Origin of the sequence: Sterolibacterium denitrificans (assembly GCF_900174485.1) — a bacterium.
Lineage (GTDB): Bacteria > Pseudomonadota > Gammaproteobacteria > Burkholderiales > Rhodocyclaceae > Sterolibacterium > Sterolibacterium denitrificans.
In genome coordinates, this window is record NZ_LT837803.1 from 2,800,353 (window position 1) to 2,824,624 (window position 24,272).

Here is a 24,272-nt window from a genome sequence, read left to right on the forward strand (position 1 = left end):
TTCCATGCCTCGATCAGCGCGGGAAAATGGCCATGTCTTTGAATCAAAAAACGAAAACAGTGAAAAAAACGAGCCCCGCAGTGCTGGCGCACGCGGGGCCCCGGTCCGTCTGCTGACGAAAGCAGCAACTCAGCGCAGGGATGCGTTCAGCGCCTCCAGCGCCTTGCTGCCAGGGCAGAGATAAGCATCCCCGAGCCTGTTGAGCGGTTTGGCCACGGTGTTGAGATGGCGGTGCAGATCTTCCGCGCTGCTGTCGACATACAACAGGCCGGTGACGATCTCGCCCAGGGCGTGGCGTTCCTGCAAATAGTTCATGGCCCCGATGCGATCGGTCGGATCGTAGCCATCGGCCACTTTCCGCAGGTGCAGCACCGAGCCATCGTGCTGCACGACACGGCGCAACGAGCCCGGCGGATAAGACGCCTCGATCGGATCGCGCGGCAGGATCACCTCGATGCGATTCACCGCCTCGTTGTGTTCGCGCACATAGTCGTAGCTCTTGGTGGAGCCGGCGTGGTTGTTGAAAGTCACGCAGGGACTGAGGATGTCGATGAAGGCCGGGCCGCGATGGCGCAACGCACCCTTGATGAGCGGCACCAGTTGCTCCTTGTCGCCCGAGAAACTGCGCCCCACATAGGTGGCGCCGAGCTGCAGCGCCAGGGCGACGAGGTCGATCGGGCTATCGCTGTTCACCACGCCGCGCTTGTTCTTCGAGCCCTTGTCGCTGGTGGCCGAGAACTGGCCCTTGGTCAGGCCATACACGCCATTGTTCTCGCAGATGTAGGTCATGTTCACACCGCGCCGCATGGCATGGGCGAACTGGCCGATGCCGATGGAGGCGGAATCGCCATCGCCGGAAATGCCCAGGTACAGCAGCTCGCGATTGGCCAGCGCCGCGCCGGTGAGCACCGAGGGCATGCGGCCATGCACGCTGTTGAAGCCGTGGGAATTGCCGAGAAAGTAGTCCGGCGTCTTCGACGAGCAGCCGATACCGGAGAGCTTGGCGACGCGATGCGGTTCGATGTCCAGATCGAAGCAGGCCTGCACGATGGCCGCGCTGATCGAGTCGTGGCCGCAACCGGCGCACAGCGTCGAGATGGCGCCTTCGTAGTCGCGCCGCGTGTAGCCGAGTGCATTCTTCGGCGTATCGGGACGCAGCAGCTTGGGTTTGGCGATGTAGGTCATGAGGCCACCTTGCGGGTCTGTTGGGCATTGCCATCGGACAGTGCACTTTCGATCCGCTCGCTGATGAAGCGCGCGGTGATCGGCGTGCCGTCGTAATGCAGCACGCGCACCAGTTTTTTCGGATCGATATCGCACTCGTTGATGAGCAGGCTGCGCAACTGGGCGCTTTCGTTCTGCTCGACGACGAAGACCCGCTCGTGGCGCTCGATGAAGTCCACCACCGCGTCGCTGAACGGAAAGGCGCGCACACGCAGCGTATCGGCGTGGATGTCACGTTGCTCCAGCAGGACGCTGGCTTCCGCCATCGCCGCGCTGGTCGAGCCGTAGTGGATCACGCCAATGGTCGTCGGCAACTTCGCCTGATGCAGGATGGGCGCGGGAACCAGCTTCTTTGCCGTATCCAGCTTGCGCCGCAGCCGCTCCATGTTGTAGATGTAGTCGGCCCCGGTTTCGCTGTACTTGGCATAGGCGTTGCGCGTCGTGCCGCGGGTGAAAAAAGCGCCGCGTGTCGGGTGGGTTCCGGGAATCGTGCGGTACGGAATGCCGTCGCCATCGACATCGAGATAGCGGCCAAAATCCTTGCCCGCCTCGAGATCGGCCTCGCTCATCAGCTTGCCGCGGTCATAGACGTGGCTGTCGTCCCAGGCGAAGGGCTTGCACAGCCGCTCGTTCATGCCGATGTCCAGGTCGAGCAGGACGAACACCGGCGTCTGCAGGCGCTCGGCCAGATCAAAGGATTGGGCGCCCAGCTCGAAGCACTCGTAGGGATCTTCCGGGAAGATCAGCACATGCCGGGTGTCGCCATGCGAGGCATAGGCGCAGGAAATCAGGTCGGACTGCTGGGTGCGCGTGGGCATGCCGGTCGACGGGCCGCCACGCTGGACATCGAAGATCACCGCCGGGATTTCGGCGAAATAGGCCAGGCCGAAGAACTCCTGCATCAGCGAAATGCCGGGGCCCGAAGTGGCGGTGAAGGCCCGCGCGCCGTTCCAGCCCGCGCCGATGACCATGCCGATCGAAGCCAGTTCGTCCTCGGCCTGGACGATGGCATAACGGCTGGCGCCATTGTCCGGATCGACGCGGTATTTGCGGCAGTAGCCGGAGAAAGCCTCGATCACCGAGGTCGACGGCGTGATCGGATACCATGCCGCCACCGTCGCGCCGCCATACACCGCGCCCAGGCCGCAGGCGCTGTTGCCGTCGATGATGATGCGATCGCCGATCATGTCGGCCCGCTCGACGCGCAAGCCGAGCGGGCAGGTGAAATGCGCCTGGGCGTACGCGTAGCCGATCTTCAGCGCCTTCATGTTGGCGTCGATCAACTGTTCCTTGCCGCGGTACTGCTCGCCGATCAGTTTCTCGACTTCCTTCGGATCGATGTCGATCAGCGCGGCCAGCGCGCCGACGTACATGATGTTCTTGAACAACTGGCGCTGGCGGGCATCCTTGTATTCGCGGTTGCATAGTTCGGTCAGCGGAATGCCGATGATGTGCAGGTCGTCGCGGAACTTCGAGCGCGGCAGCGTCTTGGTCGAATCGTAAAGCAGGTAGCCGCCGGGAGAAATCTCGGCGATGTCGCGATCCCAGGTCTGCGGATTCATCGCCACCATCATGTCGCAGCCGCCGCGACGGCCGAGCCAGCCTTCGGCCGAGACGCGCAGCTCATACCAGGTCGGCATGCCCTGGATGTTCGACGGGAAGATGTTGCGCGGCGCCACCGGCACACCCATGCGGATGATGGAACGGGCGAACAGCTCGTTGGCCGAAGCCGAGCCGGAACCATTGACGTTGGCGAACTTGATGACGAAATCGTTGCAGCCCTGGACGGCTGCGGACGGTTGACTCTGCTGACTCATCGTTTTGGAACCTCCGCACCGGCGTGGGCGATTTCGTAATAAAACGCCTGCATGTCCCACGCCCCCGTCGGGCAGCGTTCGGCGCACATGCCGCAATGCAGGCAGACATTCTCGTCCTTGACCATGACCCGGTCCGTCTTCAGCTCGGGCGACACATACAGCGCCTGATTGGCGTTCCTGGCCGGCGCCTTGAGACGGCCGCGCAGATCGCCTTCCTCACCGTTGGCGGTGAAGGTGATGCACTCCGTCGGACAGATATCGACACAGGCGTCGCATTCGATGCACAGCTTGGGCGCAAACACCGTCTGCACGTCGCAGTTGAGGCAGCGTTCCGCCTCGGCATAAGCCAGGCGCGGGTCGAAGCCCAGCTCCAGCTCCAGCTTGATATCGGCCAGCGCGAACTCCAGCGGTTTCATCGGCACCTTCTTGCGCGCATCCTCAGAAACCTGGTTGTCGTAGCTCCACTCGTGGATGCCCATTTTCTGGCTGACCAGATTCACCGGCGGAATCACCCGCTGGGCGACCTCTTTGCCGCGACAGAAGTTGTCGATGGAAATCGCCGCTTCATGACCCTGGGCCACGGCGGTGATGATGTTCTTCGGACCGAAGGAAGCATCGCCGCCGAAGAACACCCTGGGTAGGGTCGACTGGAAGGTCTTGGCATCGAGTACCGGCATGCCCCATTTATCGAACTCGACGCCGATATCCCGCTCGATCCAGGAAAAACTGTTTTCCTGGCCAATCGCCACCAGCACTTCGTCGCACTCCATCAGCACATCCGGCTCGCCGGTCGGCACCAGATTGCGCCGTCCCTTGGCATCGTACTCGGCACGCACCTTTTCAAAAGACACGCCGCGCAGCTTGCCGTCGTCATGGACGAACGCCTTGGGCACAAGGAAGTTGTGAATGGGGATGCCTTCGTGCATGGCATCTTCCTTTTCCCACGGCGAAGCCTTCATTTCATCGAAGCCGCTGCGCACCACCACCTTGACGTCCGTGCCGCCCAGACGACGTGCCGAACGACAGCAGTCCATCGCGGTATTGCCGCCCCCCAGCACGATGACGCGCGGTGAAATCCCGTCCACATGACCGAAGGCGACATTGGCCAGCCATTCGATGCCGATATGGATATGCGCGGCCGCCTCCTGGCGTCCCGGCACATCGGCATCGCGACCGCGCGGCGCGCCGGTGCCGACGAAAACGGCATCCCAGTCTTCGGCCAGCAGACCGCGCAGGCTGTCCACCCAGCGTTCCTGGCGGGAAGTCACGCCCAGGCCGAAAACGTAATCGCATTCCTCGTCGATCACGCTGTCGGGCAGGCGGAACTTGGGAATCTGGCTGCGCATCATGCCGCCGGCCGACTTGCCGTTGTCGAACACCGTCACCTCGTAACCCAGCACGGCCAGATCGCGCGCCACGGTCAGCGAGGCCGGGCCCGCGCCGACGCAGGCGATGCGCTTGCCGTTCTTCTGCGCCGGCGCCTGCGGCAGGCGGTCATGGACGTCGTCCTTGAAATCGGCGGCGACGCGCTTCAGCCGGCAGATCGCCACCGGCTCCTTGTCGACGCGGCCGCGCCGGCAGGCCGGCTCGCAAGGGCGGTCGCAAACGCGGCCAAGAATGCCGGGAAAGACATTCGCCCGCCAGTTGATCATGTAGGCATCGGCATACTGACCGGCGGCAATGGCGCGGATGTACTGCGGTACGGGCGTATGGGCCGGACAGGCCCACTGGCAATCCACGACTTTGTGGAAATAATCGGGGTTGTTGATATCGGTAGGCTTCAACGAAGTCTTCCCTCCAGAGGAAAAAACCCCGCCCGCAGGCGGGGTCAGGAATGGGCTTTCAGGCGCGTTCGAAAATGCCGGCGATACCCTGACCGCCGCCGATGCACATGGTCACCAGACCATAGCGCTTGCCGGTGCGCTGCAGCTCGTACAGGCACTTGACGGTGAGGATGCTGCCCGTGGCGGCCAGCGGATGGCCCAGCGCCACGGCGCCGCCATTCGGATTCACCTTGGCCGGATCGAAGCCCAGTTCACGGCTGACGCACAGCGCCTGGACGGCAAAGGCTTCGTTCGATTCGATCACGTCGATGTCGTTGAGCGACAGGCCGGCACGCTTGAGCGCCAGGCGCACGGCCGGAATCGGCCCGGTGCCCATGATGCTCGGATCGACGCCGGCCACCGCGTAGGAAACCAGCCGCGCCAGCGGCTTCGCGCCGGCTCTGGCGGCCGCGCCGGCTTCCATCAGCACCACGGCCGCCGCGCCATCGTTGATGCCCGAAGCATTGCCGGCCGTGACCGTGCCGTCCTTCTTGAACGCCGGCTTCAGCTTGGCGAGCGAATCCAGCGAAGCGTCGGCCTTGGGATATTCATCGGTATCGAACATCACCGCGCCCTTGCGCGTCTTCAGTTCCACCGGCACGATCTGCGACTTGAAGTGGCCGGCGGCAATGGCCTTGACCGCGCGCTGCTGGCTTTCCACGGCGCAGGCGTCCTGGTCCTCGCGGCCGATGCCGAAACGCTCGGCGATGTTCTCCGCGGTGATACCCATGTGGTTCGGACTGAACGGATCGGTGAGGGCACCGACCATCATGTCGATCATCTTGGTATCGCCCATGCGCGCGCCGAAACGGGCGGCCGGCATGGTGTAGCCAGCGCGGCTCATGCTCTCGACGCCGCAGCCGATGGCGACATCGGCATCGCCCAACTGGATCGCATTGGCGGCCGTGACGATGGACTGCAGACCCGAGCCGCACAGACGGTTCAGCGTCAATGCGGCGGATTCCTGGCTCAGGCCGGCGTCGATGGCGATGGCGCGCGAGACATACATGTCGCGGGCTTCGCCATGGATCACGTTGCCGCAGACCAGTTGCTCGACCTGGGCGGCCTCGATGCCGGCGCGGGCAATGGCCTCCTTCACCACCAGAACGCCGAGCAGCGAGGGCGACAGATCCTTCAGACTGCCGCCAAAACTACCGATCGGGGTGCGCGCACCGCTGACCACCATCACTTCACGTCGATTCGACATCATCGTTCTCCTGAAAAACTGTTCAACCCATCCAGCTGGCGACCCAAAATAGCGCCAGCAGCAGCACGCACAGGACGAGACTGCGCCACACCAGACCTATCGCACTTTGCATGGAATCGGCATCGGCCTCCTCGCCGCTGCCCAGCTCCGGCCGCTCACTGAACGCAACCTCGCCCGCCTCCTGCAGAGGCTGGCCGAGACGCACACCGATGGCGCCAGCGCCGCTGGCCAGCAGTATACCGGAGGCCGGGTCCGGCCAGTTCGCGGCCTGGGTGCGCCAGCAATACACGGCGTCCTCGAAATTTCCCACCATGGCGAAGACCGCCGCCGTGCAGCGCAACGGCAGCCAGTCGATGTAATGGAAAGCCTTGCGTGCCGTTTCGCCAAACACGCCGACTTCGCTCCCGCCCCACTGGCCGCGGAAAAACAGCGCCAGCCGATACAGCATGGCACCCGCCGGACCGAGCGCGACGAAGTAGAACAGCGGCGCGAAGACATGCTGGTGCGAAGCCAACAGGGCTTCCTCGATGGCCAGACGCGCCACTTCGCGCGAACTCAGACGCTCGGCGCTGCGGCCGCGCCATTCGCCGATCAACGCGCGCGCGCGCTCCAGTTCGCCCATGCGCAGTGCCAGGTGGGTATCGGTGAAGTAATGGCTGAACTGGCGAAAGCCCATCGTGACGTACAGCACCGCCACATTGAAGGGCAACAGCAGCAGGGGCTGCCAGCGGGCAATGGCGAACTGCAGCAGCAACAGCAAGAGCAATGGCGGCAACATCGCCGCAAGCCAGGCGATCGTGCCGTGAATACGCCGGCCGTCGTTGCAGTAAGTTTCCAGAAATTGCGCATAACGCGTCAGTGGCGCACGCACGAAACGCTGCTGCGCAAGCGGGCGGACCTGCTCGAGTATCAGGGCAATGACAATCGAAAAAAGCGACATGCCGGCAAACGGGATGATCGGGATGATCGGGATGATTCGTACGGTTCCCCAAGATACCACAGCCCGCAACGGGCGGCATCACTCTTGCACAGCAGTATCACCATCCTGAGCAAAGAGATGGCGCTGCAAGGTCACGATCATTCCGGCCGTGGCTCCCCAGATGAAATAGCCCTTCCAGGGCATGGCATAGTATTCGCGCAACACGCCCTGAAATTCGATCCTGTGCCGCTGGTAATTGGCTGGATCCATCAGGAATTCGAACGGCACTTCGAACACCTCGGCCACCTCGAAGTCATCGAGCTTGAGGTTGAGCGGCGGCATGACTAAACCGACCACCGGCGTGATGCTGAAACCCGTTGCCGTGCCGTATTCCGGCAGTTCGCCGAGAATCTCGACCTGGGCCGGATCGATCCCCACTTCTTCCTGCGCCTCGCGCAAGGCCGTGGCCTGCACCGTGGCATCGGACTCCTCGCAGCGCCCGCCCGGAAAACTGATCTGTCCGGCATGATCGCGCAGATGCTGGGTACGCTGGGTCAGCAGCAGGGTCACGCCCGTGTCGCGCAGCACCAGTGGAATCAGGACGGCCGCCGGCGTCGGCGCTTGGGGCGGCAGATCGAACATGCTGCGATCGAAGCCCTGCACGCTCTTGGACGTGCTTTCAGCGCCGCATGCAGGACGCAGCGAACACGCCAGGCGCTCGCGCAGCCAAGCGACGCTGATGGGCGGCATTGCCGCAGGATTTTCGTTCATCGGAGATCAACGTAAACCGATAACCGCATCGAGGGTAGCCGGACGGCAAGCATCGTCACCGCCTCGCCACGTCAATCGCGGAAGTTGCCGTACTTGATCGGGAAATCGGTAATGCCCTTGGTTACCAGCGCGATCGCCGCCTGCAGGTCGTCGCGCTTGGCGCCGGAGACGCGCACCGCATCGCCCTGGATACTGGCCTGCACCTTGAGTTTGGCATCCTTGATCATCTTGACGATCTTCTTCGCCAGTTCGGACTCGATGCCGATCTTGATCTTCAGCTCCTGCTTGACCTTGTTGCCGGAAATTTTCTGCACCGTCTGATGATCGAGGCGCTTGACGCTTTCCTTTTCCTTCTTCTCCATCGCCGGGAAGAGGATGTCCTTGATCTGGTCGAGCTGAAAGTCGGAATCGCCAAAGAGCGTGATCACCTTGTCCTTCTCGTTGAGCTCGACCTTGGCCGAAGTGCCCTTGAAGTCATAGCGTGCATCGATCTGGCGACTCGTGACGTCGATCGCATTCTTCAGCGCGACCATGTCGGCTTCAGAGGAAAAATCAAATGATGGCATGCCAACCTCCGTTCAACCAAAATGACAGACGTAGTGATAAGGCTCGATCACCTCGATGTCGAAACTCGAATTGCCCGGTACGCTGAACGACTGGCCCGCACCGTAAGATATCCACTCACTTTGGCCCTGCAATCGAACGCGGCAAGCGCCCGCCACGCTTTCCATGATTTCCGGCGCGCCGGTGTTGAAAGTCAGCGCAGGCCCCGGCAGGATCACGCCGACGCTCTTCTTCGTGCCATCGGCAAACTGCACGGTATGGCTCACGCATTGGCCGTCGAAATAGACATTGGCCTGCTTGACGACACTGACGTTATCGAACTGCGACATATTCAGATTCCCCAGAGTTTTTCGATGACCAGTTTGGTGATGAAGCCGAGCATGCCGAAAGCCAGCACGAAGAACAGCACGAACGTGCCGCGCTTGCCCGCCTTCGACTTGTAGGCCAGCTCGCCGATGATGAACAGCATGAACAACATGAAGGCGCCGACGCCCCAGGTGGAGAAGAACTCGGCGAACTTTTCTTCACTGATGTTCATCATGACGCAGCCCGGTCCGGATCCTGAATCCTATTTGCCGCGCCGCGCGGCAAGATTGGCGGCAATGCGCAGACGCAAGGCGTTCAGCTTGATGAAGCCGCCGGCATCCTTCTGGTCGTAGGCGCCGGCATCGTCCTCGAAGGTGGCGATGGTCGGATCGAACAGCGAATCGGTCTTCGAATCGCGGCCGACGACGATGACGTTGCCCTTGTAGAGCTTGACGCGCACGCTGCCGTTCACCGTCTGCTGGGTGTGGTCGATCAGCGCCTGCAGCGCGCGGCGCTCGGGCGCCCACCAGTAGCCGTTGTAAATCAGACTGGCATAGCGCGGCATCAGGTCGTCCTTGAGATGGGCGACTTCGCGGTCGAGGGTGATCGACTCGATGGCGCGATGCGCGCGCAGCAGGATCGTGCCGCCCGGCGTTTCGTAGCAGCCGCGCGACTTCATGCCGACGTAGCGGTTCTCGACCAGGTCGAGGCGGCCGATGCCGTGCTTGCCGCCGATCCGGTTCAACTCGGCCAGCAGTTCGTGCGCCGGCATCGCCTTGCCGTTGATGGCAACCAGGTCGCCCTGCGCGAATTCCAGATCGAGGTATTCGGCGGCGTCCGGCGCCTGCTCGGGCGACACCGTCCAGCGCCACATGTCCTCTTCGGCCTCGGCGGCAGGATCCTCCAGATGGCGGCCTTCGTAGCTGATGTGCAGCAGGTTGGCGTCCATCGAGTAGGGCGAGCCGCCCTGCTTGTGCTTCATCTCGACCGGGATGCCGTGCTTCTCGGCATAGGCCAGCAGTTTCTCGCGCGAGAGCAGATCCCATTCGCGCCACGGCGCGATGATCTTGATGCCGGGCTTCAGCGCATAGGCGCCGAGCTCGAAGCGCACCTGGTCGTTACCCTTGCCGGTCGCGCCGTGGGAGATCGCGTCGGCGCCGGTCTGGTTGACGATCTCGATCAGGCGCTTGGCGATCAACGGCCGCGCGATCGAAGTGCCGAGCAGGTACTCGCCTTCATAGATGGTGTTGGCGCGGAACATCGGGAAGACGAAGTCGCGCACGAATTCCTCGCGCAGGTCGTCGATGAAGATGTTCTCCGGCTTGATGCCGAACTTGAGCGCCTTGGCGCGCGCCGGCTCCAGCTCCTCGCCCTGGCCGAGGTCGGCGGTGAAGGTCACCACCTCGCACTGATAGGTGTCCTGCAGCCACTTGAGAATGACCGAGGTATCCAGCCCGCCCGAATAGGCGAGCACTGCTTTCTTGACGTCGCTCATGATTGATTCACTCTAATAACCAGGAATGCTAAATACAAATTTTGTTCAGGAACCCACCTTGCCGAGCAGCAGGAATTCCATCAGCGCCTTCTGTATGTGGAGCCGGTTCTCCGCCTCGTCCCAGACCACGCTCTGCGGGCCGTCGATGACCTCAGCCGCCACTTCCTCGCCGCGATGCGCCGGCAGGCAGTGCATGAACAAGGCATCGGGCTTGGCCTGGCGCATCATTTCCGCATCGACCTGCCAGTCCTCGAAGTCGCGCAGGCGCTCTTCGTTTTCGGCCTCGAAGCCCATGCTGGTCCACACGTCGGTGGTCACCAGGTCGGCGTCGTGCGCTGCTTCCAGCGGATCGGCGAATTCCTCGTAGTGGTCGGTACCGTAAAGGCCGGCACGCTCGGGCTCGACTTCGTAGCCGGGTGGCGTGGACACATGCACGTTGAAGCCGAAAATCTCGGCCGCCTGCAGCCAGGTGTTGCAGACGTTGTTGGAATCACCGATCCAGGCCACGGTCTTGCCGGCGATCGAGCCGCGCTGCTCGATGAAGGTGTAGATGTCGGCGAGGATCTGGCAGGGATGGTATTCGTTGGTCAGGCCATTGATCACCGGCACGCGCGAATTCGAGGCGAAACGCTCGATGATGTCCTGCTCGAAGGTGCGGATCATGACGAGGTCGCTCATGCGCGAGATCACCTGCGCCGCGTCCTCGACCGGCTCGCCGCGGCCGAGCTGCGAATCGCGCGTGTTCAGGTAAATCGCGCTGCCGCCGAGCTGCTGCATGCCGGCCTCGAAGGACAGTCGTGTGCGCGTGCTGGCCTTCTCGAAAATCATCACCAGCGTGCGGTCGATGAGCGGCCAGTATTGCTGGTAGGCCTTGAACTGCTGCTTGATGATTTTGGTGCGCTGGAACAGATGTTCGTGCTCGGCGCGGGTTAAGTCCTTGAACTGCAGGAAATGTCTGACGGGAATCATGTTCATCACCTGTTCGGTTGCTTGATGTGCCGCATGCCGGCCTGCCTGCGGGTCAGTCACCGGCCGCCAGGAATTCGCGGATCAGCCGGGACAGCGTGCCCACCAGTTCCGCCGCCTCGGCATCGCTGAAGATCAGCGGCGGCAGCAGGCGCACCACCTTGTCGGCGGTGACGTTGATCAAAAGACCGGCGACCAGCGCCTGCTGCACCAGCTCGCCGCAATTGCGATCCAGCTCGATGCCGATCATCAGGCCGCTGCCCCGGATGTCGACGACGCCGGCAAGTCCCGCCAGGGCGCTGGCAAGGCCATCGCGGATGGTTGCGCCGAGCACCTGGGCTCGCGCCAGCAGTCCGTCCTGCTCGATCACTTCGAGCGTCGTCAGGGCGGCGATGCAGGCCAGGGGATTGCCGCCGAAAGTCGAACCGTGATTGCCGGGACCGAATACACCAGCGGCCTTGCCGGCCGCCAGGCAGGCGCCGATGGGCACCCCCGAGCCGAGCCCCTTGGCCAGCGTCATCACATCCGGCAGGATGCCGGCGTGCTGATGGGCAAACCAGCGGCCGGTGCGTCCCAGGCCGCACTGCACTTCATCGAGCATCAGCAGCCAGTCGTTGGCCGTGCAGATCCGGCGCAGCGCCTGCAGGTATTCCTGATGGGCCTGACGAATGCCGCCCTCGCCCTGGATGGGCTCCAGCAGCACGGCCACCACATTGGCGTTGTTGCGGGCCACCGCTTCGAGGGCCGCCAGATCGTCGTACGGCACGCGGATGAAGCCGCCCACCAGCGGCTCGAAACCGGCCTGCACCTTGCGGTTGCCGGTGGCCGACAGCGTTGCCAGCGTGCGGCCGTGGAAAGCCTTTTCCATGACGATGATCGCCGGCTGCTCGATGCCCTTGTTGTGGCCGTAGAGCCGGGCCAGCTTGATCGCCGCCTCGTTGGCTTCGCAACCCGAGTTGCAGAAGAACGTCTCGGCCATGCCCGAATGCACGGCGAGACGATCGGCCAGCAACTCCTGTTCGCGCACGCGATACAGGTTGGAAGTGTGGATCAGCCTGCCCGCCTGCTCGGCGAGCGCCTTGCTCAGACGCGGATGGCCATGTCCCAGGGTATTGACGGCGATGCCGGCCAGCGCATCGAGGTAGCTGCGGCCTTGCTCATCATAGACGCGTGCGCCTTCGCCATGAGTGAAAGTCACCGATTGGCGGGCGTAAACATTCATCAGATGCGTCATGGCGGCTGCCCCGTGCGAAAGTCGAAGATGCAACGAAGATACGGAAACTACGTCGTCAAACAGCGACGGCGGCTTGCGCCGCCGTGCATGACAGGAAACGGTCAGTACCGGTTCGGAACTCAGAACCGCTGGCCCGATCACCCGCAAAACAGAAACCAGCCTGCTAACAGACTGGCGCGCTCAATTCACTCGCAATTCGACTCGCTGCGGCATGCAGCGCCACGAACGGCTGCCGCGTGCTTCGACCATCCAGCTAGCCAGCCATACAAGCAAGGAAGCGACCGGGAGCCGGACGCTTGCGCCGGAATCAGAGCGCCTTGATGGCGGCCGACAGGCGGCTCTTGTGGCGAGCGGCCTTGTTCTTGTGGATGATTTTCTTGTCAGCGATGCTGTCGATGGTGCTCATCGAGGTATTGAAAACGGACTGGGCGGCGGTTTTGTCGCCGGCAAGAATCGCCTTCTGCACCTTCTTGATTGCGGTACGCAACTCCGAGCGCAGGCTCATGTTGTGGACACGCTGCTTGTCTGCCTGACGGGCGCGCTTGCGCGCTTGTGCGCTATTTGCCATGAATTCGTTCCAGCGGTAACAGGGAAAGCGGCGGATTATAAGGAGATTCAGCCACATATTCAAGCGCATCGAAATCCGTCTTGCCGTATAGTCGCTGGTCACGAAAGTTCAGCGCGGGACGCACGCCCCTTCCGGCAACACCATGAACCTGCTCAGAGCCCTTGTCACCGTCAGTGGCATGACCCTGCTGTCGCGCATCCTCGGCTTTGTCCGCGATGCCGTCATCGCCCACATTTTCGGCGCCGGCATGGCCAACGATGCCTTCGTCGTCGCCTTTCGCCTGCCCAACCTGCTGCGCCGCCTGTTCGCCGAAGGGGCTTTTTCGCAGGCTTTCGTCCCCATTCTGGCCGAATACAAAAACCGACTGGGGCCCCAGGAAGCGCGGCGCCTGGTCGACCATGTCGCCACGCTGCTGTTTCTCATCCTGCTGGGCATCACCCTGCTGGGCATGCTGTTGACGCCCTGGCTGATCCATCTGACCGCGCCGGGCTTCGCCGCCGACGCCGAAAAATTCGCGCTGACCGTCGAACTGACGCGCATCACCTTCCCTTACATTCTGTTCATGTCGCTGGTCGCGCTGGCCGCCGGCGTGCTCAATACCTGGAGCCGCTTCGCCCTGCCGGCTTTCACGCCAGTGCTGCTGAATCTCTCTTTCATCTTCATGGCGCTGCTGGCCGCGCCGTACTTCGATCCGCCGATCATGGCGCTGGCCTGGGCCGTGGTGCTCGGCGGCATCCTGCAACTGGCGATCCAGTTGCCGGCGCTGGCGAGGATCGGCATGCTGCCGCGCTTCTCGTTCAGCCTGAATGATCCCGGCGTCAATCGCATCCTCAAGCTGATGGCGCCGGCCATCCTCGGCGTCTCGGTGGCCCAGATCAGCCTGCTGATCAATACCGTCTTCGCCTCCTTCCTGCCCGTCGGCAGCGTTTCCTGGCTCTACTACGCCGATCGCCTGATGGAGTTTCCCGCCGGGCTGCTGGGGGCGGCACTGGGCACGATCCTGCTGCCCAGCCTGGCGAAATGCCACGCCGACGACCGCCCGGAAGAGTTTTCGGTACTGCTCGACTGGGGCCTGCGCCTGACCCTGCTGCTGACCCTGCCCGCCGCGCTGGCCATGGCGCTGCTCGGCGTGCCGCTCATTGCCACGCTGTTCCAGCACGGCGCCTTCGCCGCCGGCGACGTATTGCAGACACGCAGCGCCCTGCTCGCCTACTGCCTGGGCCTGGCCAGCCTGATTCTGGTGAAGGTGCTGGCGCCGGGCTTCTACGCCCGCCAGAACATCCGCACCCCGGTGAAGATCGCCGTGCTCTCGCTGGCCGTCACGCAACTGCTGAACCTGGTCTTCATCTTCGGCCTCGGCCTGAATCATGCCGGACTGGCCTTGTCGATCAGCCTGGCCTCCGCCCTCAACGCAGGCTTGCTCTATCGGGGTCTGCGCAGTGCCGGCAGCTATCGGCCGCAGGCCGGCTGGGCCGCGTTTTTCGGCAAGCTGCTGCTGGCGCTGGTCGTCATGGGGGCCGTGCTGTGGTTCGGCGTCGGCGACGAAAAGGCCTGGCTGCAGATGAACATGCAAAGCAAGATCCCCTGGCTCGCCGGCCTGTGCCTCGGCGGTGCAGCCAGCTATTTCGGCACCCTCGCCCTGCTCGGCTTCCGTCTGGGCGACTTCAGGAAGCGCAGTACGAACTGAACGGCAGGTTCAGCCGGCGGCGCTCAAGGTTCGGGCGCATCCCACGGCAGCAGTTCGTGCAAAGGCGGCTTGCTGATGTAATACAGTGAAACCGCCACGCTGGCAAAGAACAGCGTGGCGGCAATGGCGCTGCCGGTAAGCACGTCCGTCACGCCCTTGGTCTGGACAAACCAGATGCAGATACCCGCGCTGAGGAACATGCAGATCAGGCTGAAAATGGAAAAGCCCAGGGAAACTTTTTTGCCAAAGGATCGTGTAGTCATGACTCGGCTACAGCCTGCGGACAGGCCAACGAATGGAGGGGGAAGCGCGATTGTAGCCTCGATTGCAGGCACTGACGCCAAATTGTGCCGGCCAGCGAACGCGGCAACGCAGCAACGCAAACCCGCCAAAGCAACGAGGCAGCCCGCAGGCTGCCTCGCTGGTCAAAGCAAATACCGATCAAACAATCAGCGGCACGATCAGCAGGGCCACGAGGTTGATGATCTTGATCAGCGGATTCACCGCCGGGCCGGCCGTATCCTTGTAGGGATCGCCAACGGTATCACCCGTCACGGCGGCCTTGTGAGCCTCCGACCCCTTGCCGCCGAAATTGCCGTCCTCGATGTATTTCTTGGCGTTATCCCAGGCGCCGCCGCCGGTGGTCATCGAGATGGCGACGAACAGGCCGGTAACGATGGTGCCGACGAGCAGACCGCCAAGCGCCTGCGGGCCGAGAATCAGACCGACGGCGATCGGCACGGCGATCGGCAGGATCGACGGAATCATCATTTCCTTGATCGCCGACACGGTCAGCATGTCGACCGCGCGCGAGTAGTCGGGCTTGGCCGTACCTTCCATGATGCCGGGGATTTCCTTGAACTGGCGGCGCACTTCAACCACCACCGAGCCGGCCGAGCGACCGACGGCCTCCATCGCCATGGCGGCGAAGAGGTAGGGAATCAGGCCGCCGATGAACAGGCCGATGATGACCAGGTGGTTGGACAGATCGAAGGTGACATTGAGGCCGGCGGCTTCGAGACCATGGGTGTAGTCGGCGAACAGCACCAGCGCAGCCAGGCCGGCCGAACCGATGGCGTAGCCCTTGGTCACCGCCTTGGTGGTATTGCCGACGGCGTCGAGCGGATCGGTGACGTTGCGCACGTCCTTCGGCAGTTCCGCCATTTCGGCGATGCCCCCGGCGTTGTCGGTGATCGGACCGTAGGCGTCGAGCGCGACGACGATACCGGCCATCGACAGCATGGAGGTCGCGGCGATGGCGATGCCGAACAGGCCGCCCAGCGTGTAGGCGCCCCAGATCGAGGCGCACACGGCAAGCACCGGCCAGGCGCAAGCCTTCATCGACACGCCGATGCCGGCGATGATGTTGGTGGCGTGGCCGGTCTGGCAGCTCGATGCGACGTGCTTGACCGGCGCGAAATCGGTACCGGTGTAGTACTCGGTGATCCACACCAGCGCCGCCGTCAGCAGCAGGCCGATGACGGAAGAACCGAACATGCTCATGGTGTTGATCACCGTGCCATCCGGCAGCACGGCGCCCTCGCCGATCAGCCATTGGGTCACCGGATAGTAGGCCGCCAGGGCCAGCACGCCGGCAACGATCAGGCCGCGATACAGCGCATTCATGATCTTGCCGCCATCCGTCGCCTTGACGAAATAGCAGCCGATGATCGAAGCGATGATCGAGACGCCGCCCAGCACCAGCGGATAGAGCAGCAGATTCTCGCCCAGCGCCGGCACGCTCTTCAGCGTCAATGCGGCCAGCACCATGGTGGCGACGATGGTCACGGCATAGGTCTCGAACAAGTCGGCGGCCATGCCTGCGCAGTCGCCGACGTTGTCGCCGACGTTGTCGGCAATCACCGCCGGGTTGCGCGGATCGTCCTCGGGAATACCGGCTTCGACCTTGCCCACCAGATCGGCGCCGACGTCGGCACCCTTGGTGAAGATGCCGCCGCCGAGACGGGCGAAGATGGAAATCAGCGAGGAGCCGAAGGCCAGGCCGATCAGCGGCTCGATGACATGGTGCAGATCCGTGTCCGCAACGCCCATGTTTCTCAGCACGGCATAGTAGCCGGCAACGCCGAGCAGGCCGAGGCCGACCACCAGCATGCCGGTGATCGCGCCGCCCTTGAACGCAACGTTGAGCGCCGGGGCAATGCCGCCGCGTGCCGCCTCGGCCGTGCGCACGTTGGCGCGCACCGAGACGTTCATGCCGATGTAGCCGGCCGCACCGGAGAGCACCGCGCCGACCAGGAAGCCGACCGCCGTCAGCCAGCCAAGGCCGAAGCCGATGACGACGAACAGGACAATGCCGACGATGCCGATCGTCTTGTATTGACGGTTGAGATAAGCCTGCGCGCCTTGCTGAATGGCGCTGGCGATTTCCTGCATGCGCGTGTTGCCGGCAGGCTGGGCCAAGATCCACTTGCTGGAAACCGCACCGTAAATGATGGCGACCACGGCACAGACCAGCGCAAACATAAGTCCGGACATTCACTTCCTCCTTGAATTGAAAATCTGCTACATCAACACCTGTTGCCGATTCCGGAATTCCACGATTCCAGACGCCGGAACCGGCATGCACAACCGTTATTGCCTGCTATCGATCGACAGACAAACACGTAAAAACAGGTTGCCACGATGCACATGGCAATGCGGCAACCCGTTTCATTCCCCTCATTGTTTCCCGTTCCGTTACAGATCGAATGGCGGCAGTTTCTTCGCCACTGCCACATTCCGCAGCCGCACGTACTGCGGCAGGCCGTTGCGATACGGCGGATAATCCTCGCCCTCGATCAGCGGCGCCAGATAGGCGCGCGCCGCCGCGGTGATGCCGAAGCCATCCGCCGTGATGAACTCCGGCGGCATTTTTTTCTCGACATTGGCGACCTGATGCAGATCGGCTTCGCCGATCTCCCAGCGATACGGCTGGTCGGACAAGCGCACGATGCTGGCCATGACGGCGTTTTTCCCGGCCAGCGCCAGTTCGACGGCGGCTCGCCCCACGGCCACGGCCTGCTCGAGATCGGTGCGCGAAGCGATGTGCCGCGCCGCGCGCTGCAGATAATCGGCCACCGCCCAGTGATACTTGTAATCCAGCTTGTTCTTGACGAGGCCGGCAATCATCGGGCCGATGCCGCCCAGTTGGGCATGGCCGAACGCATCGCGCGCGCCGGTCTCCGCCATCAGCTCACCCTGCGGATTGCGCAGGCCTTCCGAAACGGCGATGGCGCAATAGCCATGCCGCTCGACGCAATCCCTGACGCGGGCGAGAAAAGCCGCCTCGTCGAAAGGCACTTCGGGAAGCAGCAGAATGTGCGGCGCATCGCCCTCGCCTTCGGCAGCCAGGCCGCAGGCCGCGGCAATCCAGCCGGCATGGCGGCCCATGACTTCGAGAACGAAAACCTTGGTCGACGTCTCGGCCATCGAGGCGACATCGAGGCCCGCCTCGCGCATCGACACCGCCACATACTTGGCCACCGAACCGAAGCCCGGACAGCAGTCGGTGAGCGGCAAATCGTTGTCGACGGTCTTCGGCACGTGGATGGCCTGGATCGGATAACCCATGGTTGCCGACAGTTGCGAAATCTTCAGGCAGGTATCGGCCGAATCGCCGCCGCCGTTGTAGAAGAAGTAGCCGATGTCATGCGCGCGGAACACCTCGATCAGCCGCTCATACTGCGCGCGATGCGTCTCCAGGCCCTTCAGCTTGTAGCGGCAGGAGCCGAACGCGCCGGCCGGCGTGTGGCGCAGCGCGGCGATGTTCTCCGCCGGTTCGAGCGAAGTGTCGATGAGATCTTCGGTCAATGCGCCGATGATGCCGTTGCGCCCGGCATAGACCTTGCCGATCCTGTCGGGATGCGCGCGCGCCGCCTCGATCAATGCGCCGGCGGTGGCGTTGATGACTGCCGTCACCCCGCCCGACTGCGCATAGAAGGCGTTGCGCGGCACCATCTCAGACTAGCACGCCGAAAACTTTGTCGCGGATGGCCTCGACGCTGCCCACGCCCGCCAGCTTGCGATACTTCGGCGCCTGCGCATCGGCACTCGCGGCCCACTTGCCGTAGTACTCGACCAGCGGCAGCGTCTGCTGGCGATACACCTCGAGGCGCTTCTGCACCGTCTCGGCCTTGTCGTCGTCGCGCTGGATCAGCGGCTCGCCGGTCACGTCATCGATGCCGTCGACCTTGGGCGGGTTGAACTTGACGTGATAGGTGCGGCCCGATGCCGAATGCACGCGGCGTCCGCTCATGCGGGTAACGATCTCCTCGTCGTCGACGTCGATTTCCAGCACGTAGTCGATGCGCACGCCGGCCGCCTTCAGCGCGTCGGCCTGGGCGATGGTGCGCGGGAAGCCGTCGAGCAGATAGCCCTTGGCGCAATCCGGCTGTTGCAGCCTGTCCTGCACCAGGCCGATGATGATGTCGTCGGAAACCAGCTTGCCGGCATCCATTACCTTCTTGGCCTCGAGGCCCAGCGGCGTGCCGGCGCGAATCGCGGCGCGCAGCATGTCGCCGGTGGAAATCTGTGGGATGCCGAAACGTTCGGTAATGAAGCCCGCCTGGGTGCCTTTGCCGGCCCCTGGCGGTCCAAGAAGAATCAAGCGCATGCTGGCTCCTGAGTAGAAATCGTTGTGCGCGGGTCAGATGCGGTCGGTCGATCGGTCCGTTCAGTGCATTCCCGCCACTGCCGGCATACCCTGCATGCGTGCCGGCAGGAAAAATCAAGGCGCCAAGATAGTCTCAAATGGCGCCCCGGTCAAACACTGCACGCACGCGCGCCAGGTCTTCCGGCGTATCGACGCCGGCCGGCGGCGCCTCGCTGCAACTGACGACGCGAATCGCATGGCCATGCCAGAGCGCGCGCAACTGTTCGAGCGCTTCATGCTGCTCCAGCGGCGCCGGCGCCAGCCGGCCGTAGCGGCGCAGAAAACCGACGCGGTAGGCATACAGGCCGATATGGCGCTGCGCGGCAAAACCCGCCGGCAGTCGCGTCCGATCCTGTCCATTGGCAAAGGCATCGCGCGCCCAGGGAATCGGCGCCCGGGAAAAATACAGGGCGCGGCCCGCCGCATCGCACACCACCTTGACGACATTGGGGTTGAAGAAATCGGCAGCCTCATGAATGGCATGCGCGGCGGTGGCAATCGCCGCCCCTTCGTCCTCACGCAAGGCGGCGGCGACGGCATCCACCAGTTGCGGATCGATCAGCGGTTCGTCGCCCTGGACATTGACGACGATCTCATCATCCTGCCAGCCCAGTTGTTCGGCCACTTCGGCGATGCGGTCGGTACCGCTGGGATGATCGGCGCGCGTCATCACCACCGCATGGCCGTGGCCGGCAACGGCGGCGCGGATGTCCTCATGATCGGTGGCAATCCAGATGCCGGCATGCCGGCAGGACTGCACGGCCTCCACCACGCGCACGATCATCGGCTTGCCGGCGATGTCCGCCAGCGGCTTGCCGGGCAGACGCAGCGAAGCATAGCGCGCCGGAATGACGATGCGCACGCCGTGTGCGCCATGTCCGCCGTGTACGCTATCTGCGCTATGCACGATCTGCGGCTTCACGCTGCGACGGCGCGATCAGCCCAGTTCCGGCGCGTCCTCGGCCAGGCTGCGCGCCTCGGCCTCCAGCATCACCGGGATGTCGTCCTTGACCGGATAGGCCAGGCGGCAGGGCCTGCAGACCAGCTCGGCCTGCGCCTTGCGGTGTTCGAGCGGTCCCTTGCAGAGCGGACAGACGAGAATTTCAAGCAGTCGGGGATCCACGGGACTTCTCCAGAAGACAATGCTCAACATGAGCCGCAAGATTGCCGTTGCCGCCGGCAGCGGGCGGCCCGGTCGGACCGATGCGCACCACCTGGGCCGTGACCGGCAGCACCCAGATCGGACATGGGCTCGGGCAATGGCTGTAAGCGCCGCATTTTACCGCATCCTTCTCGGTCATCAGCAGCGCATCGGCCCGGGTTGCCGACTGGATCGCCGTCAGCTCGGCCGCCGTGTAACGATGATGATCCGGGAAGACATGGCGGCTGAATTGCAGTCCGAGTCCGGCCAGATGATCGAAGAAACGTTCCGGCACGGCGATGCCAGCGATGGCGGCCAGTTTCAACCCTTGCAGGTCGGCTGCCGTACAGCGCGTTTCCGGCGCATCGAGGCGCTCGAAAGTCGCGCCGCTCAATTGCATGGCAAACGCCGGCACCTGCGTCGCCCCCGCCGGCACACGGGCACTGGCGCCGTTGAGCACCAGCGCGGCGACCTGCGCCAGGCGCCGGCCCGGTTCGCGCAGCGGCCCGGCCGGCAGCAGCCAGCCATTCATCAGGCCGCGGCCATCGACCAAGGCGATTTCCACGTCGCGCATCAGGCGGTAATGCTGCAAGCCGTCATCACTGAGCAGCAGATCGCAGTCGGGATACGCCGCCAGCAAGGCGCGGCCGGCCGCCACCCGGTCGCGGCCGACGAACACCGGCAGACCGCTGCGCCGCTTCAGCAGCAATGGCTCGTCACCCACCTCGCCGGCATGGCTGTCGGCATGCACCTCGCGGGCTTCGCCGGCCGCACGAGCAGCGCCCTCCGCCGCGTAGCCGCGACTGATGATGCCCGGTCGCCGGCCCGCGCGACGCAATTCATCCGCCAGCCAGAGCGTCAATGGCGTCTTGCCGCTGCCACCGACGATGATGTTGCCGATCACCACCACCGGCACCGGCAGGCGCTCGCGTTTCAGCCAGTCACGCCGGTAGGCGAGGCGCCGCAAACCGCCGAGCAGGGCGAACAGCAGACTGACCGGCAGCAGCAACGTGGCAGCCGGGCTGCGCCGCTGCCAGAGCTTGGGAAAGAAATGTGCAGGATCCATGGCCCGCGCCGAAGGGCGGATGCAGGCCCGGCGCTGCTCAGTTGCCGGCGTTCTGCGTGGCAAACGAAATATGCGCAAGACCGGCCTGCTGCGCGGCCTGCATCACGTCGATGACGCTCTGATGCGTCGCCTCGGCATCGGCGCTGATGATCACCACCGGCTCCTGGGCGCCGTTTGCCTCGGCCACGCGGCGCAGCGCCAGGCTGATCGCCTCCACATCCCGGCCGGCCACCACGTTGCGATTGACCATCACTTCACCCTGATGATTCACCACGACGTTGATCTCATTGGCCTGCTCGGTCTTCTGTTCGGCATCGGCCGTCGGCAGATTGATCTCCAGTCCCGTGTATTTCGAGTAGGTGGTGGTGACCATCAGGAAGATCAGGATCACCAGCAGGATGTCGATCATCGGAATCAGGTTGATTTCCGGTTCCTCACGCATCCGGCCGCGCTGGAAATTCATCGTCGCCTCCGTTTCGGCTTACTGCCGCTCACCGTGCACCAGCTCGACGAGTTTCACCGCCTGCTGTTCCATCTCGGCAAGGAAGCTGTCGACCAGGGCTCGGAAATGCCGGTAGAAAATCATCGCCGGAATGGCAATCAGCAAACCGAAACCCGTGTTGTAGAGCGCCACTGAAATCCCGTGAGCCAACTGCTGCGGATTGGTCCCCGCCGCCGTGGTCGAGCCGAAAATCTCGATCATGCCGACCACCGTGCCGAACAACCCCATCAGCGGACTGATCGAAGCGATGGTTCCCAGGGTGGTGAGGAAGCGCTCCAGCTCGTGCATCACCGCGCGACCGGCTTCCTCGATGGATTCCTTCATGATCTCGCGCGAGCTGTTGACGTTGCGCAGACCAGCGGAAAACACGCGGCCCAGCGGCGAATGCAGCTCGAGCCGGCGCAGCATCTGCTCATTTACCCCGCTCTGGCGAAAGTCGCCGATCACGCTTTCGAGCAGTCCGGGTGGCACGATGCGCGCGCGGCGCAAGGTCGAAAAACGCTCGATGATCAGCGCGACGGCAATGATGGAAGCCAGCAACAACGGATAGATCGGCCAACCGGCGGCTTGTATGATGGCAAACACGCAAGACTCCTTACGACGGCGAGAAGCGCGCACTTTAGCCTGATGAGTGGCCTTTCGGCAAGAAGGAATACAGCGAAAAAAATGCCAATCAAAACCTGCAAGGATTGCCAGCCCGCATCGGGACGGCGAGAATGACGGGCCCGGCCACCAATGCAACCCCTGCCAACCAACAGGCAAATGCCTTCCTTTGCTCCCCATGCGTAGCCGCCCTCTCGACGATTATCTGCGCACCGATGCGGCCATCGCCAACTTGCAGGCGCATGCCGATCATCTGCTGCAGTTGCAGCAGATCCTGGCGGCATCCCTGCCTCCCGCGCTCGCCCGCAGTTGCCGGGTGGCCAATCTCAAGCAGGGCGTATTGATCATCCACGCCGAAAACGGTGCCGCCGCCACCAAGCTGCGCCAGCTCACCACGACCTTGACGGAGCGCTACCGCGCCCACGGCGAGCCGCTGACGGAAGTCCGCATCAAGGTCCAGCCGCTCGACGAACACCCGCAACCCAAGCCGCCACCGCGCGCCGCCACGCTGGGCAGCGGCGGCCGCGCCAGCATCGAACGTCTGCTCGGCAGCTTGCCCGATGGCCCACTGCGTCAGGCGCTGACGGGGTTCGTCAACACAGCGACAACGAAAAAACCTTGAGTCGCGCTCCGCTCCCGACGCTTCACCACGGATCTGCCCTCTTTCCTGTTTCACACCTATCCTCACCATATGAAGATCGATGCTCCCCTGCTCTCTCCCAATCCCCTGGATGCCCGCGCCATTGCCCGGCAACTGGAAGCAGACGGCTACGCGGGCGCCTACACCTTTGACGGACCGGGCGAACCCTTTCTGCCCCTGGCCATCGCGGCCGAACATACCAGCCAGCTACAACTGATCACCGCCATTGCCGTGGCCTTTGCGCGCAACCCCATGCTCGTTGCCCAGTTGGGCAACGATCTGCAGCGCATGTCCCAGGGACGGTTTCTGCTCGGGCTGGGTTCGCAGATTCGTCCGCACATCGAAAAGCGCTTTTCCATGCCCTGGTCGGCACCCGCACCGCGCATGCGTGAATTCGTCCTGGCCGTGCGTGCCATCTGGGCGGCCTGGCAGGGTACGGCGCCGCTGGATTTCCGGGGAGAGTATTACACCCATACACTCATGCCCCCGCTGCTCACCCCGGCGCCCAATCCCTATGGCCCACCGCCCATCCTGCTGGCTGGCGTCGGCCCCGCCATGACGAGCGTGGCAAGCGAAGTGGCGGACGGCTTTCTCATCCATCCGTTCCACAGCCTGTCCTACCTCGACGACTGCACGATGCCGGCATTGCAGCGCGGCCTCGCCAAAAGTGGACGGTCACGCAAGGATTTCCAGATTTCCTGCCAGTTGCTGGTCGCCACCGGGCACACGCCGGCAGAAGTTGAACAGGCCGTGCGGGCACTGCGCGTGCAGATTGCCTTCTATGCTTCCACGCCCGCCTACCGGCCGGTACTCGAACACCTCGGACGCGGCGACTTGCAGGAAACACTCAGCACCTTGGCCAAGCAAGGTGCCTGGGGCGACATGGGCGCGCTGATCGACGATGAGCTGCTGCACAGCGTCGCCATCGTCGGCACCACGTCAGCCGCTGCCGACACCATCATCGAGCGCTATGCCGGCAAGGTCGACCGCATCAGCCCGACCGCCTACATCGGCGACCCGCTGGCAGCCAGCGCCCTGGTCAAGGCGTTGCAGACGGCCTTGCGCTGAACGCGCGCCGCGCCCCTGCC

Annotated in this window: 25 protein-coding genes; 3 read left to right on the forward strand and 22 right to left on the reverse strand. The window is 63.6% G+C overall.

Annotated elements, in window-relative coordinates; genetic code table 11:
- Positions 1-129: 129 nt before the first annotated feature.
- The 13 genes from SDENCHOL_RS12640 to rpsT form a co-directional block, all read right to left on the reverse strand.
- Positions 130-1,185 (reverse strand): 2-oxoacid:ferredoxin oxidoreductase subunit beta, encoded by a 1,056-nt coding sequence (locus SDENCHOL_RS12640; RefSeq protein ID WP_067170321.1) that lies wholly within the window; start codon positions 1,183-1,185, stop codon positions 130-132.
- Positions 1,182-3,041, reverse strand: coding sequence for a 2-oxoacid:acceptor oxidoreductase subunit alpha (locus tag SDENCHOL_RS12645; RefSeq protein WP_067170324.1), 1,860 nt, complete (start codon positions 3,039-3,041; stop codon positions 1,182-1,184). Before SDENCHOL_RS12645 ends, SDENCHOL_RS12640 begins: the two co-directional genes overlap by 4 nt.
- The gene (locus tag SDENCHOL_RS12650; RefSeq protein ID WP_067170326.1) at positions 3,038-4,825 is read right to left on the reverse strand and encodes an FAD-dependent oxidoreductase; all 1,788 of its coding nucleotides are present in this window, start codon (positions 4,823-4,825) and stop codon (positions 3,038-3,040) included. Before SDENCHOL_RS12650 ends, SDENCHOL_RS12645 begins: the two co-directional genes overlap by 4 nt.
- Positions 4,826-4,883: 58 nt before the next feature.
- Entirely contained in the window at positions 4,884-6,071 is a 1,188-nt protein-coding gene (bktB, locus tag SDENCHOL_RS12655; RefSeq protein ID WP_067170749.1) for a beta-ketothiolase BktB, read from the reverse strand.
- Between the two features lie 22 nt (positions 6,072-6,093).
- On the reverse strand, positions 6,094-7,011 hold the full coding sequence (locus SDENCHOL_RS12660) for a CobD/CbiB family protein (RefSeq protein ID WP_067170329.1): 918 nt from the start codon (positions 7,009-7,011) through the stop codon (positions 6,094-6,096).
- 78 nt (positions 7,012-7,089) lie between these two features.
- Positions 7,090-7,761, reverse strand: a complete 672-nt coding sequence (locus SDENCHOL_RS12665; RefSeq protein ID WP_083522854.1) for a CoA pyrophosphatase — start codon at positions 7,759-7,761, stop codon at positions 7,090-7,092.
- A 71-nt stretch (positions 7,762-7,832) separates the two neighbouring features.
- Positions 7,833-8,327, reverse strand: coding sequence for a YajQ family cyclic di-GMP-binding protein (locus tag SDENCHOL_RS12670; RefSeq protein ID WP_067170331.1), 495 nt, complete (start codon positions 8,325-8,327; stop codon positions 7,833-7,835).
- A gap of 12 nt (positions 8,328-8,339) precedes the next feature.
- Positions 8,340-8,654: a pyrimidine/purine nucleoside phosphorylase gene (locus SDENCHOL_RS12675; RefSeq protein ID WP_067170334.1), complete on the reverse strand. Its 315-nt coding sequence runs from the start codon at positions 8,652-8,654 to the stop codon at positions 8,340-8,342.
- 2 nt (positions 8,655-8,656) lie between these two features.
- On the reverse strand, positions 8,657-8,866 hold the full coding sequence (locus tag SDENCHOL_RS12680; RefSeq protein WP_067170337.1) for a DUF2788 domain-containing protein: 210 nt from the start codon (positions 8,864-8,866) through the stop codon (positions 8,657-8,659).
- A 27-nt stretch (positions 8,867-8,893) separates the two neighbouring features.
- Positions 8,894-10,126, reverse strand: coding sequence for an argininosuccinate synthase (locus SDENCHOL_RS12685; protein ID WP_067170339.1), 1,233 nt, complete (start codon positions 10,124-10,126; stop codon positions 8,894-8,896).
- 45 nt (positions 10,127-10,171) lie between these two features.
- Positions 10,172-11,095, reverse strand: coding sequence for an ornithine carbamoyltransferase (gene argF, locus SDENCHOL_RS12690; RefSeq protein WP_172955081.1), 924 nt, complete (start codon positions 11,093-11,095; stop codon positions 10,172-10,174).
- A gap of 52 nt (positions 11,096-11,147) precedes the next feature.
- Positions 11,148-12,326, reverse strand: a complete 1,179-nt coding sequence (locus tag SDENCHOL_RS12695) for an aspartate aminotransferase family protein (protein WP_154717252.1) — start codon at positions 12,324-12,326, stop codon at positions 11,148-11,150.
- Between the two features lie 307 nt (positions 12,327-12,633).
- Positions 12,634-12,894 (reverse strand): 30S ribosomal protein S20, encoded by a 261-nt coding sequence (gene rpsT, locus SDENCHOL_RS12700; protein WP_067170344.1) that lies wholly within the window; start codon positions 12,892-12,894, stop codon positions 12,634-12,636.
- Positions 12,895-13,036: 142 nt separating this feature from the next.
- On the opposite strand from rpsT, the gene murJ reads away from it, so the two are divergent.
- On the forward strand, positions 13,037-14,581 hold the full coding sequence (gene murJ / locus SDENCHOL_RS12705; RefSeq protein ID WP_067170346.1) for a murein biosynthesis integral membrane protein MurJ: 1,545 nt from the start codon (positions 13,037-13,039) through the stop codon (positions 14,579-14,581).
- Between the two features lie 23 nt (positions 14,582-14,604).
- On the opposite strand, the gene SDENCHOL_RS12710 is transcribed toward murJ, so the two are convergent.
- From SDENCHOL_RS12710 to SDENCHOL_RS12750, 9 genes are all read right to left on the reverse strand, one after another.
- Complete coding sequence (locus tag SDENCHOL_RS12710; protein ID WP_067170349.1) at positions 14,605-14,844, reverse strand: hypothetical protein; 240 nt, start codon at positions 14,842-14,844, stop codon at positions 14,605-14,607.
- A gap of 178 nt (positions 14,845-15,022) precedes the next feature.
- Complete coding sequence (locus tag SDENCHOL_RS12715) at positions 15,023-17,077, reverse strand: sodium-translocating pyrophosphatase (RefSeq protein WP_067170350.1); 2,055 nt, start codon at positions 17,075-17,077, stop codon at positions 15,023-15,025.
- 201 nt (positions 17,078-17,278) lie between these two features.
- Positions 17,279-18,538 (reverse strand): 6-phosphofructokinase, encoded by a 1,260-nt coding sequence (locus SDENCHOL_RS12720; protein WP_067170353.1) that lies wholly within the window; start codon positions 18,536-18,538, stop codon positions 17,279-17,281.
- Position 18,539: 1 nt separating this feature from the next.
- Positions 18,540-19,193 (reverse strand): adenylate kinase, encoded by a 654-nt coding sequence (adk, locus tag SDENCHOL_RS12725; RefSeq protein WP_067170356.1) that lies wholly within the window; start codon positions 19,191-19,193, stop codon positions 18,540-18,542.
- Between the two features lie 133 nt (positions 19,194-19,326).
- Positions 19,327-20,094, reverse strand: a complete 768-nt coding sequence (kdsB, locus tag SDENCHOL_RS12730) for a 3-deoxy-manno-octulosonate cytidylyltransferase (protein WP_067170758.1) — start codon at positions 20,092-20,094, stop codon at positions 19,327-19,329.
- A gap of 75 nt (positions 20,095-20,169) precedes the next feature.
- The gene (locus tag SDENCHOL_RS12735) at positions 20,170-20,355 is read right to left on the reverse strand and encodes a Trm112 family protein (RefSeq protein ID WP_067170358.1); all 186 of its coding nucleotides are present in this window, start codon (positions 20,353-20,355) and stop codon (positions 20,170-20,172) included.
- On the reverse strand, positions 20,336-21,439 hold the full coding sequence (gene lpxK / locus SDENCHOL_RS12740; protein ID WP_067170361.1) for a tetraacyldisaccharide 4'-kinase: 1,104 nt from the start codon (positions 21,437-21,439) through the stop codon (positions 20,336-20,338). The genes SDENCHOL_RS12735 and lpxK overlap by 20 nt, the downstream gene beginning before the upstream one ends.
- Positions 21,440-21,476: 37 nt before the next feature.
- Positions 21,477-21,902 (reverse strand): ExbD/TolR family protein, encoded by a 426-nt coding sequence (locus SDENCHOL_RS12745; protein ID WP_067170364.1) that lies wholly within the window; start codon positions 21,900-21,902, stop codon positions 21,477-21,479.
- A gap of 18 nt (positions 21,903-21,920) precedes the next feature.
- On the reverse strand, positions 21,921-22,526 hold the full coding sequence (locus tag SDENCHOL_RS12750) for a MotA/TolQ/ExbB proton channel family protein (protein WP_067170367.1): 606 nt from the start codon (positions 22,524-22,526) through the stop codon (positions 21,921-21,923).
- A gap of 196 nt (positions 22,527-22,722) precedes the next feature.
- On the opposite strand from SDENCHOL_RS12750, the gene SDENCHOL_RS12755 reads away from it, so the two are divergent.
- Together SDENCHOL_RS12755 and SDENCHOL_RS12760 are read left to right on the forward strand one after the other, a co-directional pair.
- Positions 22,723-23,166 carry a DUF721 domain-containing protein gene (locus SDENCHOL_RS12755; protein ID WP_067170369.1) on the forward strand — a complete coding sequence of 148 codons (444 nt, stop codon included), beginning with the start codon at positions 22,723-22,725 and terminating at the stop codon, positions 23,164-23,166.
- Between the two features lie 69 nt (positions 23,167-23,235).
- The gene (locus SDENCHOL_RS12760) at positions 23,236-24,252 is read left to right on the forward strand and encodes a TIGR03617 family F420-dependent LLM class oxidoreductase (RefSeq protein ID WP_067170372.1); all 1,017 of its coding nucleotides are present in this window, start codon (positions 23,236-23,238) and stop codon (positions 24,250-24,252) included.
- Positions 24,253-24,272: the final 20 nt, after the last annotated feature.

Bases quoted from the DNA above. Each gene is read 5' to 3' on its own strand.
- SDENCHOL_RS12640 (WP_067170321.1), bottom strand. From the start codon at position 1,185: ATGACCTACATCGCCAAACCCAAGCTGCTGCGTCCCGATACGCCGAAG.
- SDENCHOL_RS12645 (WP_067170324.1), bottom strand. From the start codon at position 3,041: ATGAGTCAGCAGAGTCAACCGTCCGCAGCCGTCCAGGGCTGCAACGAT.
- bktB (WP_067170749.1), bottom strand. From the start codon at position 6,071: ATGTCGAATCGACGTGAAGTGATGGTGGTCAGCGGTGCGCGCACCCCG.
- SDENCHOL_RS12660 (WP_067170329.1), bottom strand. From the start codon at position 7,011: ATGTCGCTTTTTTCGATTGTCATTGCCCTGATACTCGAGCAGGTCCGC.
- SDENCHOL_RS12665 (WP_083522854.1), bottom strand. From the start codon at position 7,761: ATGAACGAAAATCCTGCGGCAATGCCGCCCATCAGCGTCGCTTGGCTG.
- SDENCHOL_RS12670 (WP_067170331.1), bottom strand. From the start codon at position 8,327: ATGCCATCATTTGATTTTTCCTCTGAAGCCGACATGGTCGCGCTGAAG.
- SDENCHOL_RS12675 (WP_067170334.1), bottom strand. From the start codon at position 8,654: ATGTCGCAGTTCGATAACGTCAGTGTCGTCAAGCAGGCCAATGTCTAT.
- SDENCHOL_RS12680 (WP_067170337.1), bottom strand. From the start codon at position 8,866: ATGATGAACATCAGTGAAGAAAAGTTCGCCGAGTTCTTCTCCACCTGG.
- SDENCHOL_RS12685 (WP_067170339.1), bottom strand. From the start codon at position 10,126: ATGAGCGACGTCAAGAAAGCAGTGCTCGCCTATTCGGGCGGGCTGGAT.
- argF (WP_172955081.1), bottom strand. From the start codon at position 11,095: ATGATTCCCGTCAGACATTTCCTGCAGTTCAAGGACTTAACCCGCGCC.
- SDENCHOL_RS12695 (WP_154717252.1), bottom strand. From the start codon at position 12,326: ATGACGCATCTGATGAATGTTTACGCCCGCCAATCGGTGACTTTCACT.
- rpsT (WP_067170344.1), bottom strand. From the start codon at position 12,894: ATGGCAAATAGCGCACAAGCGCGCAAGCGCGCCCGTCAGGCAGACAAG.
- murJ (WP_067170346.1), top strand. From the start codon at position 13,037: ATGAACCTGCTCAGAGCCCTTGTCACCGTCAGTGGCATGACCCTGCTG.
- SDENCHOL_RS12710 (WP_067170349.1), bottom strand. From the start codon at position 14,844: ATGACTACACGATCCTTTGGCAAAAAAGTTTCCCTGGGCTTTTCCATT.
- SDENCHOL_RS12715 (WP_067170350.1), bottom strand. From the start codon at position 17,077: ATGTCCGGACTTATGTTTGCGCTGGTCTGTGCCGTGGTCGCCATCATT.
- SDENCHOL_RS12720 (WP_067170353.1), bottom strand. From the start codon at position 18,538: ATGGTGCCGCGCAACGCCTTCTATGCGCAGTCGGGCGGGGTGACGGCA.
- adk (WP_067170356.1), bottom strand. From the start codon at position 19,193: ATGCGCTTGATTCTTCTTGGACCGCCAGGGGCCGGCAAAGGCACCCAG.
- lpxK (WP_067170361.1), bottom strand. From the start codon at position 21,439: ATGGATCCTGCACATTTCTTTCCCAAGCTCTGGCAGCGGCGCAGCCCG.
- SDENCHOL_RS12745 (WP_067170364.1), bottom strand. From the start codon at position 21,902: ATGAATTTCCAGCGCGGCCGGATGCGTGAGGAACCGGAAATCAACCTG.
- SDENCHOL_RS12755 (WP_067170369.1), top strand. From the start codon at position 22,723: ATGCGTAGCCGCCCTCTCGACGATTATCTGCGCACCGATGCGGCCATC.
- SDENCHOL_RS12760 (WP_067170372.1), top strand. From the start codon at position 23,236: ATGAAGATCGATGCTCCCCTGCTCTCTCCCAATCCCCTGGATGCCCGC.